The sequence below is a fragment of the Asticcacaulis sp. P4_H10 genome, assembly GCF_056400965.1.
Genome location: NZ_JBFUKH010000001.1, coordinates 817172 through 832288, shown reverse-complemented (window position 1 = coordinate 832288; position 15117 = coordinate 817172). Strand labels below are relative to the sequence as shown.

General features: G+C 61.7%; 14 protein-coding genes. 8 read left to right on the top strand and 6 right to left on the bottom strand.

Annotated features, from left to right (window positions below; genetic code table 11):
* Positions 1–32: 32 nt before the first annotated feature.
* From AC1DON_RS03550 to AC1DON_RS03540, 3 genes are all read right to left on the bottom strand, one after another.
* Entirely contained in the window at positions 33–1046 is a 1014-nt protein-coding gene (locus tag AC1DON_RS03550; protein ID WP_476933349.1) for an alpha/beta hydrolase, read from the bottom strand.
* A 68-nt stretch (positions 1047–1114) separates the two neighbouring features.
* A complete protein-coding gene (locus AC1DON_RS03545) occupies positions 1115–3337 on the bottom strand; it encodes a 3-hydroxyacyl-CoA dehydrogenase NAD-binding domain-containing protein (RefSeq protein ID WP_476933348.1) in 2223 nt (740 codons plus the stop codon).
* Between the two features lie 16 nt (positions 3338–3353).
* A complete protein-coding gene (locus AC1DON_RS03540) occupies positions 3354–4571 on the bottom strand; it encodes an acetyl-CoA C-acetyltransferase (RefSeq protein WP_476933347.1) in 1218 nt (405 codons plus the stop codon).
* A 287-nt stretch (positions 4572–4858) separates the two neighbouring features.
* Between AC1DON_RS03540 and AC1DON_RS03535 the strand changes: the two genes are divergently transcribed.
* From AC1DON_RS03535 to AC1DON_RS03505, 7 genes are all read left to right on the top strand, one after another.
* A complete protein-coding gene (locus AC1DON_RS03535; RefSeq protein ID WP_476933346.1) occupies positions 4859–5722 on the top strand; it encodes an SMP-30/gluconolactonase/LRE family protein in 864 nt (287 codons plus the stop codon).
* A 38-nt stretch (positions 5723–5760) separates the two neighbouring features.
* The gene (locus AC1DON_RS03530; protein WP_476933345.1) at positions 5761–6672 is read left to right on the top strand and encodes a 2-dehydro-3-deoxygalactonokinase; all 912 of its coding nucleotides are present in this window, start codon (positions 5761–5763) and stop codon (positions 6670–6672) included.
* Positions 6672–7313, top strand: coding sequence for a 2-dehydro-3-deoxy-6-phosphogalactonate aldolase (locus AC1DON_RS03525; protein WP_476933344.1), 642 nt, complete (start codon positions 6672–6674; stop codon positions 7311–7313). The genes AC1DON_RS03530 and AC1DON_RS03525 overlap by 1 nt, the downstream gene beginning before the upstream one ends.
* Positions 7314–7383: 70 nt before the next feature.
* A complete protein-coding gene (locus AC1DON_RS03520; protein ID WP_476933343.1) occupies positions 7384–7761 on the top strand; it encodes a hypothetical protein in 378 nt (125 codons plus the stop codon).
* A gap of 2 nt (positions 7762–7763) precedes the next feature.
* Positions 7764–9758, top strand: coding sequence for a hypothetical protein (locus AC1DON_RS03515; RefSeq protein ID WP_476933342.1), 1995 nt, complete (start codon positions 7764–7766; stop codon positions 9756–9758).
* Complete coding sequence (locus tag AC1DON_RS03510) at positions 9755–10240, top strand: hypothetical protein (protein ID WP_476933341.1); 486 nt, start codon at positions 9755–9757, stop codon at positions 10238–10240. Before AC1DON_RS03515 ends, AC1DON_RS03510 begins: the two co-directional genes overlap by 4 nt.
* Positions 10237–10761 (top strand): GNAT family N-acetyltransferase, encoded by a 525-nt coding sequence (locus tag AC1DON_RS03505; protein WP_476933340.1) that lies wholly within the window; start codon positions 10237–10239, stop codon positions 10759–10761. Before AC1DON_RS03510 ends, AC1DON_RS03505 begins: the two co-directional genes overlap by 4 nt.
* Here the strand turns inward: AC1DON_RS03505 and AC1DON_RS03500 are convergent.
* Positions 10758–11207, bottom strand: coding sequence for an NUDIX domain-containing protein (locus AC1DON_RS03500; RefSeq protein ID WP_476933339.1), 450 nt, complete (start codon positions 11205–11207; stop codon positions 10758–10760). The two genes, AC1DON_RS03505 and AC1DON_RS03500, sit on opposite strands and share 4 nt — an antisense overlap.
* 140 nt (positions 11208–11347) lie before the next feature.
* Positions 11348–12046 (bottom strand): FadR/GntR family transcriptional regulator, encoded by a 699-nt coding sequence (locus tag AC1DON_RS03495; protein WP_476933480.1) that lies wholly within the window; start codon positions 12044–12046, stop codon positions 11348–11350.
* A 339-nt stretch (positions 12047–12385) separates the two neighbouring features.
* Here AC1DON_RS03495 and AC1DON_RS03490 point away from each other — a divergent pair, with 339 nt between their 5' ends.
* Complete coding sequence (locus AC1DON_RS03490) at positions 12386–13972, top strand: alpha-N-arabinofuranosidase (protein ID WP_476933338.1); 1587 nt, start codon at positions 12386–12388, stop codon at positions 13970–13972.
* A gap of 112 nt (positions 13973–14084) precedes the next feature.
* Here AC1DON_RS03490 and AC1DON_RS03485 read toward each other — a convergent pair whose 3' ends face one another.
* Positions 14085–15089 carry an arabinan endo-1,5-alpha-L-arabinosidase gene (locus AC1DON_RS03485; RefSeq protein WP_476933337.1) on the bottom strand — a complete coding sequence of 335 codons (1005 nt, stop codon included), beginning with the start codon at positions 15087–15089 and terminating at the stop codon, positions 14085–14087.
* Between the last annotated feature and the right edge of the window lie 28 nt (positions 15090–15117).

The window sequence follows — 15117 nt, the reverse complement described above, 5'->3', positions numbered from 1 at the left end:
CCGTTGCAAGCGATATGACCTAACCGGAATGATCAGGCTGTCTTAAGCCCGTGGCGTTCCATGAAGACCAAAGCGCCAACGGCCCAGGGCTGGAGTGCGCCGCCCTTGGCACGCAAGGGGAAGCCGTGCGTTGCGCCTTCATACAGATGCAGTTCGGACGCGATCTTCTGGGCCTTGAAGGCTTCATAGGCGAGGATCGCGTTCTGCATCGGCACGGCGGGATCGTCGGTCGTGCCGCAGACATAGGCCGGCGCGGCATCGGCCGGGACGTGCTTTTCAACGGAGGACTTTAACCGTGCCGCTTCGGTGGGATTTGCGCCCAGCATCTCCTTCAGCGAACCTTTGTGCGCGTAAGGATCGGTCATGGTGATGACCGGATAGCACAGCGCCACCACCGCCGGCTTGGCGGACAAGGCATCGGCGGCATCGACGGGCGCATAGGACGGTTCGGCAAAACGCGTTGCCGCCAGTCCCGCCACATGACCACCGGCGGAAAAGCCCATGACCGCAAGGCGTTCCGGATCAAGCTTCAGTTCGCCGGCGCGCGAACGGATCAGGCGGATCGAACGCTGCACATCCTGCAAGGCGACGTCGGGACCGGCCGCCCAGCCATCGGCGGGCAGACGGTAGAACAGGGTGAAGACGTGGTAGCCCTCATCGGCCAGCCACTGGTCGAGATCGCCACCTGCCAGACTGCCGGCGATGCGGACATAGCCGCCGCCCGGCGCGATCAGAACGGCGCCGCCATTGGGCTTTGCGGGCGCGCGGTGGCTCAGCCACGGTTTGCGGATATTGTAAAAGGCCGTGTCGTTGGGATCACCGTCGGGCTTGCGCAGGACGACGCGTTGCTCGACCGTCACCTTTTCGCCGCCCGGCGCGCCCGCCGGCCAGATTTCCTGCATCGGCAGGGGCGGTTTCAGCGCCTTGGTACTGCCGGATTGCGGCAGGCCCTCCTGCCCGCTCGCCTGGGCATTCGATTGCGCGGAAGCGACCTTGGGCAAGGCCGTAGCCAGTCCCAATCCCAGCAGCATGCGGCGGTTAAACATGACGGTCGTCCTTACGTTCAAACTTGACCATTAATGATCAAATTTGAACGCTAAGAGCAATAGCCAATTTAAGCGGCCTTGGACTTCTCGGTCTTGCCGAAGCGGCTATAGAAGGTCTCGCCCTTCGCCGCCATATCGCGCAGCAACTGCGGCGCCTTGAAGCGCTCGCCGTAGGCCTTTTCCATGCGGTCAAGCTCTTCGACGAACTTGGGAATACCGATGGAATCGATCAGCGAAACGATCCCGCCTGACCACGGCGCGAAGCCCCAGCCCAGGATCGAGCCAACATCGGCTTCGCGCGGATCGGTGATCACCCCCTCTTCGAAGCAGCGCGCCGCCGTCACCGCCTGCACATACAGCAGGCGCTTCTTGAGTTCTTCGACCTCGGCTGGATTGGCTTCGGCTTGCGTCACAGGGAACATGTCTTTCGTCCCCTGCCACAGGGTCTTGGGCGTATTCTTGTCGACCGGGTAGTCGTAGAAGCCCTTGCCGTTCTTGCGGCCCAGACGCCCGTCGGCGACCATCTGCGCCACCTGCTTTTCACCCGGGATCGGCTGATAGGCATCGCCCATGGCCTTGGCGGTTTCCGAGGTGATCTTGGTCAAGAGATCAAGCGCGACATCATCCATCATCTCCAGCGGACCGCGCGGCATGCCGGTCGCACGGCCGGCATTGTCGATCAGGGCCGGCGTGATACCTTCCGACCACATGGTCATGCCTTCGGCGGTGAACGGAATGAAGCAGCGGTTGGCGAAGAAGAAGCGCGAGTCATTGACGACGATCGGCGTCTTCTTGATCTTGATGACGTAGTCGATGGCCTTGGCGAGCGTCTCGTCCGAGGTCTTTTCGCCAAGGATGATTTCGACCAGCAGCATCTTGTCGACCGGCGAGAAGAAGTGGATGCCGATATAGTTTTCAGGCTTCGACGACGCCTTGGCCAGCAGCGATATCGGAATCGTCGAGGTGTTGGTGCCGAAGATCGCCGTCTCCGCCTTGGCGCCGGCATAGAGCGGGGCTTCGGCCTGCTTGGTCACCTGGTCCTTCAGCTCGGTATTCTCGAACACGGCTTCGACAACCAGGTCCGAACCTTCGATGGCGGCATAGTCGGGCGTCGCCGTGATCAGGTCGAGCACGCCTTGCGCCTTGTCCTGGGTCATCTTGCCACGCGACACGGCCTTTTTCAGCAGGTCTTCGCAGTGCGCCTTGCCCTTGTCGGCAGACGCCTGGTCGCGGTCGACCAGCACGACCTTGATGCCGGCCATGGCAGTGACATAGGCTATGCCCGCGCCCATCATGCCGGCGCCGAGCACGGCAACCTGGGAAAACTCGGTCTTCGCCACGCCCGCCGGACGGCCGGAGCCCTTGCCCAGTGCCTGCATCGAGAAGAAGAAGGTGCGGATCATCGCCTTGGCTTGCGGCGTCGCCAGCGTATTGCAGAAGAAGCGCGACTCGATCTTGATGGCGGTGTCGAACGGCACCTGCAGGCCCTCATAGACCGAGTGCATGAGGTTGAGCACAGCCGGGTAGTTGCCGTAGGACTGCTTGCGCAGCATGGCATTGCCCATGATAAAAATCTGGGCGCCCGCCGGATGGTAGGGACCGCCGCCGGGGATCTTGAAATCCTTCTTGTCCCATGGTGCAACCGGATCGCCCTTGGTCTTGATCCAGGTCTTGGCGGCTTCGACCTCTTTGCCCTCGTCGACGACCTCATGGACGATGCCCTGCGACAGGGCTTCCTTCGGTCGGAATGACTTGCCTTCCGACATGGCCAGAAGCGCATTCTGCACGCCGATCAGGCGCGGCAGGCGCTGAGAGCCGCCACCGCCCGGGAAGAGGCCGATCTTGACTTCGGGCAGGCCGACCTGGGTCTTCGGGCCATTGCCCATGACGCGGTAATGGCAGGCCAGCGAGACTTCGAGGCCGCCGCCTAAAGCAACGCCATTGATGGCGACGGCCACCGGCTTGCCACAGGTTTCCAGCAGGCGGTACACGCGGTTCATTTCGAACGCCGCATCGAAGCTGGCCTTGAGCTTGGCCTCGCCTTCGAGGTCCGCGCCGGTTTCCCAGGCGCCGCCCAGCATTTCTTCGAGATCGGCTCCGGCGCAGAAGCCGGTCGTCTTGCCAGACGTCAGGACAACGCCCTTGATTCCGACCTCGGCTTTGGCGCGATTGGCGATGGCCTCTAAGTCGCTCAGGGCGGCCTTGGTAAAGGTGTTCATCGTCTTTCCCGGCACATCGAAGGTGCAGAGCAGGATGCCGTCGGCGTCGAGTTCGGTCTTGAAGTTTTCCATTGTTCTTTTCCCTGCCTTAGACGCGTTCGACCACGGTGGCGGTGGCCATGCCGCCGCCGACACACAGGACGGCCAGCCCCGTCGACTTGCCCGTGCGCTCCAGTTCATCGACCAGCGTGCCGAGGATCATGGCGCCGGTAGCCCCCAGTGGGTGGCCCATGGCGATGGCGCCGCCGCAGACATTGATCTTGTCGTGCGGGATATCGAGCGCCTGCATGTAGCGCAGGACGACGGCCGCAAAGGCTTCGTTCAACTCATAAAGATCGATGTCCGACACCTTCATGCCGAGCTTTTTCAGCAGCTTTTCGGTAACGTAGGACGGTCCTGTCAGCATGATCGACGGTTCCGAACCGATCGAGGCCGTGCCGACGATGCGCGCCTTGGCCTTCATGCCGGAGATGACGCCGGCTTCCTTGCTGCCCACCAGGACGGCGGCGGCGCCATCGACGATCGAAGACGAATTGCCCGGCGTATGGACGTGATTGACGCGTTCGACTTCGGGATAGCGCTGGTTGATGACGCCATCGAAAGCCATCTCGCCCATCATGGCGAAGGATGGATTGAGGCCGCCAAGCGTCTGCATGTCGGTGCCGGCGCGGATGCTTTCATCGTGCGCCAGGGCGGTGACACCCATCTGGTCCTTGACCTTGATGACGGCGTTGTTGAAGCGCCCTTCGGCCCACGACTGCGCCGCGCGCTTGTGGCTTTCGACGGCATAGGCGTCACAGTCGGTGCGCGAAAAGCCCCACTTCGAGGCGATCATGTCGGCCGACACGCCCTGAGGCACAAAGTAATTCGGAAAGGCGCCGCGGACATCGATGGCCCAGGCGCCGCCGTCCGAGCCCATGGGCACACGGCTCATGCTTTCGACGCCACCGCCGATGGCCATGGTCGCTTCGCCCGACACCACCTTGGCGGCGGCGATATTGACGGCTTCCAAGCCCGAGGCACAGAAGCGGTTGACCTGTGCGCCAGCGGTATACTGGTCGTAATTGGCTGCCAGAACGGCCGCGCGGGCGATGTCCCCGCCCTGCTCACCGACCGGCGTCACGCAGCCCCACGACACGTCGTCAACAAGCGTCGTATCCAGGTTGCTGCGGTCACGCAGATTGCTCAGCACCTGCGCCGAAAGGTCCAGCGCCGTGAACTGATGCAGGCTGCCATCCTTCTTGCCCTTGCCGCGCGGCGTGCGCACGTGGTCATAGATATAGGCGGAATTTTCTGGGGTCGGCATGAGCGAGAACATCCTCCGGCTTTTAGGCCCGTTTTATAGGCGTGTTCGCCAAAAGCGCCATTGGACCAACAGCCACTTTCGCGTGATAACGCGCCGCTTTGCATGTAGCCGTATAGGTGCGCTTACTTTACGCGCACGTCAAGATATGGTGCAAAATTTTCTGCGCCCTAACGGAAGGCCATTCAAATTGTCATACAATTTTCTTGACGCAATGCTTTGGGCAAAATAATCGCTGGAAAACGCGGGCCACCGCCGGTTAAAACGGACAAAACACAAAGAGGAAGCCCATGCCCGATATCATCCGCCGCTCTGCTCCCGGCGCCGTCCTCGGCGAAGGCCCTACCTGGTCGCGGCGCGATAACTGCGTCTACTGGGTCGATATCCTGTCGAACAACCTGCATGCCTATTATCTCAACGGTGAAAGCAGGACCTGGCACTTCCCCGAGCACATCAGCTGGGTTATCGAGCGCGAAAAGGGCGGCTTCATCGCCGGCCTGATGAGCGGCTTCGCCGAGGTGACGCTTGAGCCGCTGACCATCCGCCACATCCACAATCCGTATCCGCACGAGCCAATGAACCGGATGAACGACGCCAAGGCCGACGACCGCGGCCGCATCTGGGCGGGCTCGATGCACAAGCCGATCGAGAAGACCTCCGGCGCCTGGTATCGCCTGAATACCGACTTAAGCGTCCAGGAGGTCGATGGGCCGTACAAGATTGCCAACGGCCCGGCCTTTTCCGGCGACTTCCGCACTGTCTATCATACCGACACCGGCCACGGCTCGGTCTTCGTCTTCGACATCGACGACGCCGGCGAGATACGCAACAAGCGCCTGTTCCTGCAATTCAGCGACGAGATGGGCGGACCGGACGGCATGACCTGTGATGCGCAAGGCGGATTGTGGATTTCGCACTGGGGCATCGGCCGTGTCACGCGCTTCCTTGCCGACGGCCGCGAAGACTTCCATATCGACCTGCCAGCGAAGCAAACGACGTCGCTGTGCTTTGCCGGCGAACGCCTCGACCGCGTCTTTGTGACGTCGGCCGCCGTCGACCTGCCGGAGGATCGTGAGGGCGGGACATTCTTCGAAATCCCAAGTGAATTGCTGCGTGGCCACACCGGCCTTGAACCGCAGAAGTTTAAGGGCTAATCGGAAGCCGCATTTAACCAGGACTGAGCTTTATACTTATGTCGACTGAACCGCCCGCCCTGATCGCCGCCGACTGGGGCACGACCAATTTCCGCCTGTTCCTGTTCAGCGCCGACGGCGAGATCATCGCCCGCCACAACGCCAATATCGGCCTCAAGAACCTCGGCGTCCTGACTTTCGAACAAGCCCTGTCGTCGGTCATGAAGGAAGACTTCGCCCGTCCGGACCTGCCGATCCTTTTGTCAGGCATGGTCGGTTCGCGCACCGGCTGGAAAGAGGCGCCCTATGTCCCCTGCCCGGCCGGCGCCAAGGAAATCGTCGCCGGTATCGTCGATGCTCCGTCCGACAAGCTCAAAGTCAAGATTGTTCCGGGCCTGTCGGCCGATGCCGATCACCCGGGCATCAAGAACGTCATGCGCGGCGAGGAAACCCAGATCTTCGGCCTCAGCCAGAAGCACGGCGACGGCGTCTTTGTCCTGCCGGGCACACACTGCAAGTGGGCGGTCGTCGATAACGGCACGATCACCGGCTTCTCGTCCTACATGACCGGCGAAATGTTCCAGGTCCTCAAGCGCCACTCCATCCTGGGCGACCTGATGGAAAGCGACATCGACGACGAAGCCGCCTTCACGCTGGGTGTCGATCGCGCCATGGCCGACAAGTCCTTCCTGTCGCTCGTCTTCTCGGCGCGCACTGAGGGTCTGTTCGGCAATATCAAGCCGGAAAGCCTGTCCTCCTACCTGTCAGGCCTGCTCATCGGCTCGGAAATCCGCGCCGAATCGATCCGTCACGGCATCCGCCCGGTCACCCTGATCGGCGCCGGTTCGCTCATTACCCTCTACAAGCGTGCACTCAACCATACCGGCTTCACCGACGTCACCGAAATCGACGGTGACGAAGCCTCGTCCGCCGGCCTGTGGGCCCTGGCCCAGCAAGGAAAGCTTATCTGATGTCCCTCGACGCACGCTGGCGCGACGCCCTCGACACCATGCCTCTGGTTGCCATCCTGCGCGGCCTTCGCCCCAGCGAAGCCCTGGGCGTCGGCGAATGCCTGATCCGCGCCGGCTTCAAGATCCTGGAAGTCCCGCTGAACTCGCCCGATCCGTTCGACAGCATCAAGTCGATGGCAAGTGCTTTCGGCACGCGCGCCATTGTCGGCGCCGGCACGGTTCTGACCGTCGCCGACGTTGAGACGCTAAAGGCGGTCGGCGGCGAAATCTGTATCTCGCCCAACACCAATCCGGACGTGATTCGCCGCGCCAAGGCGCTGGAGATGATCTCCTTCCCGGCCTTTTTCACGCCGACCGAGGCCTTTGCAGCCGTCGACGCCGGCGCCGATGCGCTCAAGCTCTTCCCTGCCGAACTGGCGGGGACGCAAGGCCTCAAGGCGATGAAAGCGGTCCTGCCGCGCCACGTGCCGGTCTTCCCGGTCGGCGGCGTCTCGGCCGACAATATGAAGGATTATCTGGACGTTGGCGCCGCCGGCTTCGGCATCGGCACCAGCGTCTTCAAGCCCGGCGACACGGCCGAAATCGTCTACAACAAGGCCAAGACCCTGGTTGATGCCTGGACCAAGGTCCGGCACTATTAACTATTGATTTGACGGCAAAGTTGCACCGGGCGGCTCCGTGGCGTAAGGTTCGCGCGACGGGGAGCTGCAGATGCTGAAAATATCCGAGACCCAGACATCGGCCTTCAATGCCGAGGCCCGGCGTGAGCTGACGCTTAAGCTGTCGGACGACCTCAGCAACCGCTTCCCCGAAATCTTTGGCTTCATGGAACCGGTCGAGGTCGTCGAATACGTCCAGCGCCGCATCGACTTCGCCATCGCCTGCGACATCACCCGCCAGGACCATATCGCCGAACTGGCCATAATCGAGGCCACGACCGACGACGACTTCACCAAGCTTGCTGAGGATCACTGGGCCTATGATGTCCTGCATTCCAGCCGCGACGCTGCGCGCAAGATTACCATGTTGCGCGCGCCGCTGAACGACCTTGAGGTCGATCCTGAATTTGAACCGTCCGAGTTCGACTGACCGTGCCCAAGCCCGATCCCCTCGTCACCGAAGCCCCCGGCAAGATCGCCCTCCTGGCCCAAAGGGAACGGCGCCTTGAACGCGCGCTGAAAAAAGCCAAGGCCCTGCCCGCCATTAGCGGCGACGCCAAGAAGCGCATGGACAAGCTGGTCGAGCAGATCGACTTCGAACTCCGGGTCGTTCAGTACGAAAAGTCGTTACGCGAACAGTACCTGAAGCTGAGCGAGGATAGCGCCAAGGACAAGGACCCGGGCTTTTTCTCGAAGTCCAGCACCAAGCAAGCCTGGAAGGACCGCGAAAAGAAGCGCGCCGATGACCGCAAGGCGCTGGCAGCGAAGATCGAGGACCTGCCCAACAAGTATCCGAAAAGCTATCCCAAGACCGACATCGCCAATCCGTGCATCAAGTGCCACACCCAGGCGATCGAGAACGAAATCAAGCGCGTCAACAAGCTGACCAAGGTCGAGCTTCTGCATGGTTTCACGGCCGGTGATGACACGGGCAAGACAGATCCTGTCCTGGGCGCAGAGGCAACCCAGTGGGTCAACCTGGCCGAATACCGGACGCGCTTCGAACGCAAGGCCCTGCCGGCCTGGCTGACGCCCGGCTTCGGCGGCAAGGCCGTCGATAATTTCGACCGGCTGTCGCGCAGCATCCGCATCCGCCTGACCTTTGCCAATCCCGGCGCCGAACGCTTCGAAGTCCTGCTGGTCTGCACGGGCGGGGATGCGGGCTATACGGCCACCGAAGCCGCGGCGCATTCGGCCTACCGCGTCAACCCGTCGGATTCGACGACCTATGCGCCCATCTGGGCCTACGGAACGACGGATGATGACGGCAAGGCGGTCGTCACCCTTTCCTTACGTGCCGCCGGTGGCGAAACCTGGAAGGTCAAGGGCCGCGACGATTATGGCACGGTCATTACGGCGGCCGGCTCACTCAAGACGCGTCGTGGACTGTTCGTCACGACCATGACCATGAATACGGTCACGCCCGTGGCGCTGGCCGACGCCAAGGCCGAGTTCGTCAAACAGGAAATCTACTTGGAAACGGATGAGCTTACCTACGGCACCGCCGGAAAACTGCCGTTCAGCAAGTTCATGTTCGCCGATTCCGGCCGGATCAACACCCAGATCCAGAATTTGAAGGACGCCGCCCGCCCGGTCTTCGACGACAGCACCTTCCGGGGTGAAGCGGTGGCGACGCTGGCCCCCTATCTCATCCTGTCGGTCTTCTACAACAAGTCGCCGTCCTACGCCACGACACCCTCAAGCAAGACCGGCGCGCCGACGGCCAAGATGACCCTGCCCTTGTCCTACTATCTCTGGACAAAGGACGATCCGGACAATTCCTGGCTGGTGTCCGCCCGGGTCCAGACGAAGAGCGCAACCGGAGAGGTCAAGTCCGACTGGCCGGCGCCGACGGCTGCCGATTTCGAAACGGGCGTGGAGCCCACCAGCACGGTGCGCTTCAAGCCCAATACCGAAATGCTGAAAGCGGCCGAACTGACGATCGAGGTCGAGGTCCTGACCTATGCCGGCGGTATCAATGGCTTTAGCTCCGGTAACCAGGGACAGGGCGCCCTTGTGGCAATCGCCCGCAGCCATTTCCACATGATCCGTGACGCCGCGGAAATGAACCAGACCATCGTCCACGAACTGGGCCACAAGACAAACTACACGACTGGCCCTGAACCGCCGGACACACCTCCGCCCACCGGGACCGCTGCGCCGGCCAATCTGTCGAAATACCTTTATCTCGACGCCTCTCCCTTCCACTATGTCGCACGCGGCCACCAGGGCGGGCACTGCTATTACGATGCGACACCCAATGCGGGAGGCGTCGCGGCTACGGCGCTCGTCGCCAGCTTCAGCCTGTATTCCGGCAAGTGCGTCATGTTCGGCGCCGGGAACAGCCGCCGCGCGATCGCCTTCTGTGCGACCTGCGCCGAGCGTGTGAAAAAAGGCGACCTTGAAACCGGGTGGACCAGCCTATGACCCCATTCATTCATCCGCCTGAATTCGCCGGCGCCGTCATCGGCAGCCGTAATCCCCAACGCCTCTCGCCACCGCAACAGCCGATTGGCTGGAAGGGGGTCGTTCTGAATGCGCCGCAATGGGTGGCGCCCACGCGGCAGCACACGACGATCATTCCGGTCTGCGGCCGCTTCATGCTGCCCGCCCTGCGCGTCCCTGCGCCCTTGTCCGGGACGCTGCACATCCGGACCGACGACCTGCCGCCGCTTCCACCGTTCGAACTGGGCCTTGAAGATCCGGAAGCCGAAGAAGCCCCGCCCATGCCGCCGCCCGCCTCTCCTGAAGACCTGGAAGGCGTGTCCGACGGCGGCTATTTCTGCTTCGACCTGGCGCCGCACCTCCGCTTGCCGCCACACCCGGCGCGCATCCAGTTCACCCTGGTCATCCGCCAGCAGGCCTCCGCGATCATGACCGTCGAATGGCGACCCAATCTCCCCGCATGACACTGACAAAAGTTACCCCTGACCTCGTGCCCGCGCTGTCCGCGCTGGCGATCGAAACCTTCACGGAAACCTTCGGCCATCTCTACCCGCCGGAGGATCTGGACGCCTTCCTGAGCAAGTTCTATACGCCGGACGCCCTGGCGCTGGAGGTGCGCGATCCGGCCCAGTACTGGCGCGTCGTTCTGGACGACAGCGGCGCAGCCGTGGCCTACATGCAATGCGGAAAGGTCGGCCTGCCGCATCCCGACGCCCGGCCGGACTTTGAGGGTGAACTCAAGCGCCTCTATGTCCATTCCAGCCAGCAAGGCAAGGGCCTGGGCAAGACACTGCTTTCAGCGGCAATCGACTATATGACGGAACGCTTCGGCGACGCGCCGCAATGGATCGGCGTCTGGAGCGAAAACACCAAGGCGCAGGCGCTTTACGGCAGTTTCGGCTTTCACCGCGTCGGCGAATACCAGTTTGCTGTCGGACAAACGCTGGACGACGAATTTATCCTGCGTCGCGTCCCAAACGCCTAGACCGGCCGACGCAACCAAAGGGTCATCGCCCAGGCATAGCCTTCGTTCTTCAGGCGTTTGATCACCTCAAGCGGCGGCAGCCAGATCAGTTCATGGTCGTCTTCGGTCTTGGCGTTTGGCCGTTCGGCCACCCGTTCGACCTCATAGAACCGGCACAGATTATTGTATCCGGTACCGTCGGCATGAACGAAATAATGCAGGATTTCAGTGACCGGGCGACCGACGCGCACCTCAAGTCCCGTCTCTTCGAGAAACTCGCGCTTCAAGGCCTGTTCAGGTGTTTCACCCGGGTCAACGGCGCCGCCCGGCAGGTCGTAGGTGAACTTGCTGTAGCCAATCTGGGCACAGGCAATCCGGCCGTCGAGCAGCAGAATGCCATAGGAGCCTTCACGGGGGAAATAGTCCAGCCCGTCGACGCGTTTTCCAAATTGCAACAGTTCAGTCACGGACAGGCCTTATAGAACGGATTTGCCCGAGGGCTTACCCGCAAAGCGTTCCGCTCGCCACCCTTTACCGTAAAAATCCATGCGGCAATAATCAGACAATTTAACCGGCGCGCAGTTATTTCACAAAGTCTCTAGGCAGGTTATTTGATACTCATGCTGCGCTGGGTGTCGTGGAGCGCCAGTCTGACGAGTGATTCCATGCACCACCGGGCATCCGAGGGGTCACTCCGCAGGATGGCCTCATAGACCGCGCGATGCTCAGGCACCGGATCACGCTCCAGCGCCTTGACGCGCTGCTTGTACCGTGTGGACCATGCTACGGCCGCGCTGATCGATGAACTTAGCGACGCCAGAGCTTCATTGCCCGTTGCATTCATCAGGGCATCGTGGAAATCCAGGTCCGCCTGCCGCCCGGCTTCGGTCGCCAGGGTTTCCTGCGCCATGACCTTGAGCGCATTGTCCATGATTTCCAGGTGGCTGTCCTCGCGTCGTTGCGCCGCCAGGGCTGCCGCCGCCGGTTCGGTGATCAGGCGCAACTCGAACAGACCCATTATAAAGCTTTCGCTCGGCTCCGTTTCGAACATCCAGCGCAGGACCTCGGGGTCGAGGATATTCCAGCGGACACGTTCGGTCACGCGTGTGCCGGTCTTCGGCCGGCTTTCGACCATGCCCTTGGCAGCCAGGATGCGGATGGCTTCGCGATAGGCCGAACGCGAAATCTCCAGCGTGCTCGACGAATCGATTTCGTTCGGCAGGGTCTCACCCGGCGCATAGACGCCGCTCAGGATGTCCACGCCCAGACGGTGTGCCAGCGCGCCGTGCAACCGGCCCTGCGGCATTGTATTCTTGAAAGAGGTGATCAGCGGCCCCGTATCGAGCGCGTAGTCCTCGACCTCACCGTCGTCGTCCAATGGCGTCAAAGCGCAACCTCCCGGTTATTGTTTTTGCCGAGTACAGATTGGACTATGCCATTTCATCAGACAATTGACAATCGCGATCCCGGCCACTACACCTTTTATTTGTCGGACTAATTAACGTCACCGGCGCAGGAAAGCTTGTATCCTAAGGATGGACTGACAAACGAACGTAAGACGGACCGCGCCCCAAAGGTGCTGCCGAGGTGACGCAAAGATCCAGCCGTCCAGAGAGACTGCGGACCGAAGACACAGGAACAGGACATGAAACGACATCTTGCCGGGGCCTTGGCCGCCCTGCTCCTCGCCGCCGCGCCCGCACTGGCCGGCACGCCGGTTACGGTCGACACCACCAAGCCGGGCGCACAGATCAGCCGTCACATCTTTGGCCAGTTCGCCGAGCACCTGGGGACCGGCATCTATCCCGGAATCTGGGTCGGCACGGATTCGAAGATTCCCAATACGCGCGGCATCCGCAACGACGTCGTCGCCGCGCTCAAGGCCGTCAAGGTGCCGAACGTCCGCTGGCCAGGGGGCTGCTATGCCGACGACTATCACTGGCGCAACGGCATAGGCCCACAGGACAAGCGCCCCTCGACGGTCAACTACCTGTGGGGCCGCACGGCGGAGTCGAATCATTTCGGCACCCACGAATTCATGGACTTCATCGAGATGATCGACTCCGAGGCCTATGTTTCGGGCAATGTCGGCTCGGGCACACCTCAGGAAATGTCGGACTGGCTGGAATACATGACCGCCGATCCGGCCATTTCGTCGCTGGCCCGTGAGCGCGTCGGCAATGGGCGCAAGGAACCGTTCAAGGTGCCGATCTTCGGCATCGGCAACGAAAGCTGGGGCTGCGGTGGCTCGATGACGCCGGAGCACTACGCCAATCTCTATCGCAACTTCGCGACCTTCGCGCGCAACTACGACAACGCACAGCAACTGCCCAATGGCGACTTCGATCCAAACGGCATGAAGCGCATCGCCTCTGGCGCCAATGTCGATGACTACAAATGGACCGAAGTCCTGATGGAGGCTTCGACCAAACAGATCTTCAGCTGGTCGCTCGACGGCCTGTCCATGCACTACTATTCCGGCTTTAACCAGTGGCCGCCGCACTATTCCGGCGAAGGCTTCGGCGAGGACGAATACGCGCACGTCATCAAGTCGGCCTACAAGATGGACGAACTGGTGACGAAGCACTCGGCCATCATGGACAAGTATGATCCGCAGAAGAAGGTCATCCTGGCGGTCGACGAATGGGGCACCTGGTATTCCGCCGCAAAGGGCTCCAATCCGCGCTCCCTGCAACAGCAGAATTCGCAACGCGACGCCATTGTGGCGTCCGTGACGATCAACATCTTCACGCGTCACGCCGATCGCGTTCGCATGGCCAATATCGCCCAGATGATCAATGTGCTTCAGTCGATGATCCTGACCGAAGGCGACAAGATGGTGCTGACGCCGACCTATCACGTCTTCAGGCTGTACGTGCCTTTTCAGGACGCGACCGTCCTGCCGGTCCAGTATGACGCCGGCACCTACACCTTCAACGGCGTGACCGTGCCGGCGCTCGATGTCACCGCCGCCAAGGGCAAGGACGGCAAGGTCTATGTCTCGCTGACCAATATCAACCCGAAGGCGTCGGTCGAAATCGACCTGGCCGCCCTTGGACTGAAGGCCAAATCCGCCAAGGGTGAAACGCTCGCGGCACCCAAGATCGACAGCATCAACACCTTCGACAACCCGAATGTCGTCGCACCCAAGGCGATCAGCGCCAGGGCAAGCGGCGGGAAGCTGGTGCTGAAGCTGGCGCGGCAGTCGGTGACGGTCGTGGCGTTGGATTAAGGCAAAGGGGTATGCCGAGGCGGACGTATAGCGATCGCCCGCCATGGGTCCCCTGCACCCCATAAGTTATTCTGACAAGTTCCGAGGTGCAGGAGGCTGTGCCTCCTGCACCTTAAACAACGACCGGCCATCCGTCCTGCCAGCTCAGTGTCTGTATGCGCAGAGTCGGGCGGCCGCCATTCTGGCTGTCATAGGCGTGGTAGACGATATGCTCGCCATCGTCCTCCTGCAGGATATCGACGTGGCCCGGCCCCTTGAAGCGTCCCGTCTTGTCCTGATCAGCGTGCAGAACAACCGTTCCGCCGCCGTCCTTCATCTTGCGGCCGTCGCGATCGAGGTAAGGCCCTTCGACCGATTTCGACCGGCCCACCACCGTGTAATAGGTGCTGTTGGCGCCACGGCAGCAGAAGTCGAACGACGCAAAGAGGTAGTAGTACTCGCCCCTGCGGATGATAACGGGCGCTTCGATGGCGCTTGGGTCCTTGCGCCCGGCGATCGATCGCGGCAAGGCGTTGGCCTTCTTCAGCTTGCCGGTCGCCGGATCGAGCTCAATGAGCTTCAGCCCCGACCAGAAGCTGCCGAAGCTAAGCCAGTGCCGGCCATCTGCGGCGATGACATGGTTGGGATCGATCGCATTATAGGTATCGGCCTTAACTGAGCCGATCACCTTGCACTGGTCGGTCCAGCCAAACGCTGGATCGGACGCGTCGAGCGTGGTCGACGTCACCAGACCGATAACGGACTGGTTCAAACCGAAGGTCGAGGCCGAATAGTAGATGTGAAAGCGGCCGTTGAAATAAGCCACATCCGGCGCCCAGATGCCCCGGACGCCCGGAACCGCCATTTCGACCCATTCCGGGATGACCGGCAGGACCGAGCCTTTGAACGTCCAGGTGACCAGGTCCGGCGAGGTTCGCCAGTGGATCAGCCCCTTACCTTCACGCAGTTGGCTGGTGCAGAACAGGTGGTAGGTCTCCTTTTCCTTGATGATGCACGGATCATGCACCGGCGAGATGTCGCCGGCCAATCGGTCATTCAGCGTCTGCGCCTGAACAACCGCCCCTGCCCCGGCTGCGATCGCCGCTCCCCCTGCCAATACCTTTCGTCTGCTGATCATGAGGCTCTCACGAGGAAAAAGGCGCCGG

Coding starts and splice junctions, on each gene's coding strand:
- AC1DON_RS03550 (WP_476933349.1), bottom strand. CDS start 1,046: ATGTTTAACCGCCGCATGCTGCTGGGATTGGGACTGGCTACGGCCTTG.
- AC1DON_RS03520 (WP_476933343.1), top strand. CDS start 7,384: ATGCTGAAAATATCCGAGACCCAGACATCGGCCTTCAATGCCGAGGCC.
- AC1DON_RS03495 (WP_476933480.1), bottom strand. CDS start 12,046: ATGCCGCAGGGCCGGTTGCACGGCGCGCTGGCACACCGTCTGGGCGTG.
- AC1DON_RS03510 (WP_476933341.1), top strand. CDS start 9,755: ATGACCCCATTCATTCATCCGCCTGAATTCGCCGGCGCCGTCATCGGC.
- AC1DON_RS03530 (WP_476933345.1), top strand. CDS start 5,761: ATGTCGACTGAACCGCCCGCCCTGATCGCCGCCGACTGGGGCACGACC.
- AC1DON_RS03535 (WP_476933346.1), top strand. CDS start 4,859: ATGCCCGATATCATCCGCCGCTCTGCTCCCGGCGCCGTCCTCGGCGAA.
- AC1DON_RS03540 (WP_476933347.1), bottom strand. CDS start 4,571: ATGCCGACCCCAGAAAATTCCGCCTATATCTATGACCACGTGCGCACG.
- AC1DON_RS03505 (WP_476933340.1), top strand. CDS start 10,237: ATGACACTGACAAAAGTTACCCCTGACCTCGTGCCCGCGCTGTCCGCG.
- AC1DON_RS03545 (WP_476933348.1), bottom strand. CDS start 3,337: ATGGAAAACTTCAAGACCGAACTCGACGCCGACGGCATCCTGCTCTGC.
- AC1DON_RS03490 (WP_476933338.1), top strand. CDS start 12,386: ATGAAACGACATCTTGCCGGGGCCTTGGCCGCCCTGCTCCTCGCCGCC.
- AC1DON_RS03485 (WP_476933337.1), bottom strand. CDS start 15,089: ATGATCAGCAGACGAAAGGTATTGGCAGGGGGAGCGGCGATCGCAGCC.
- AC1DON_RS03525 (WP_476933344.1), top strand. CDS start 6,672: ATGTCCCTCGACGCACGCTGGCGCGACGCCCTCGACACCATGCCTCTG.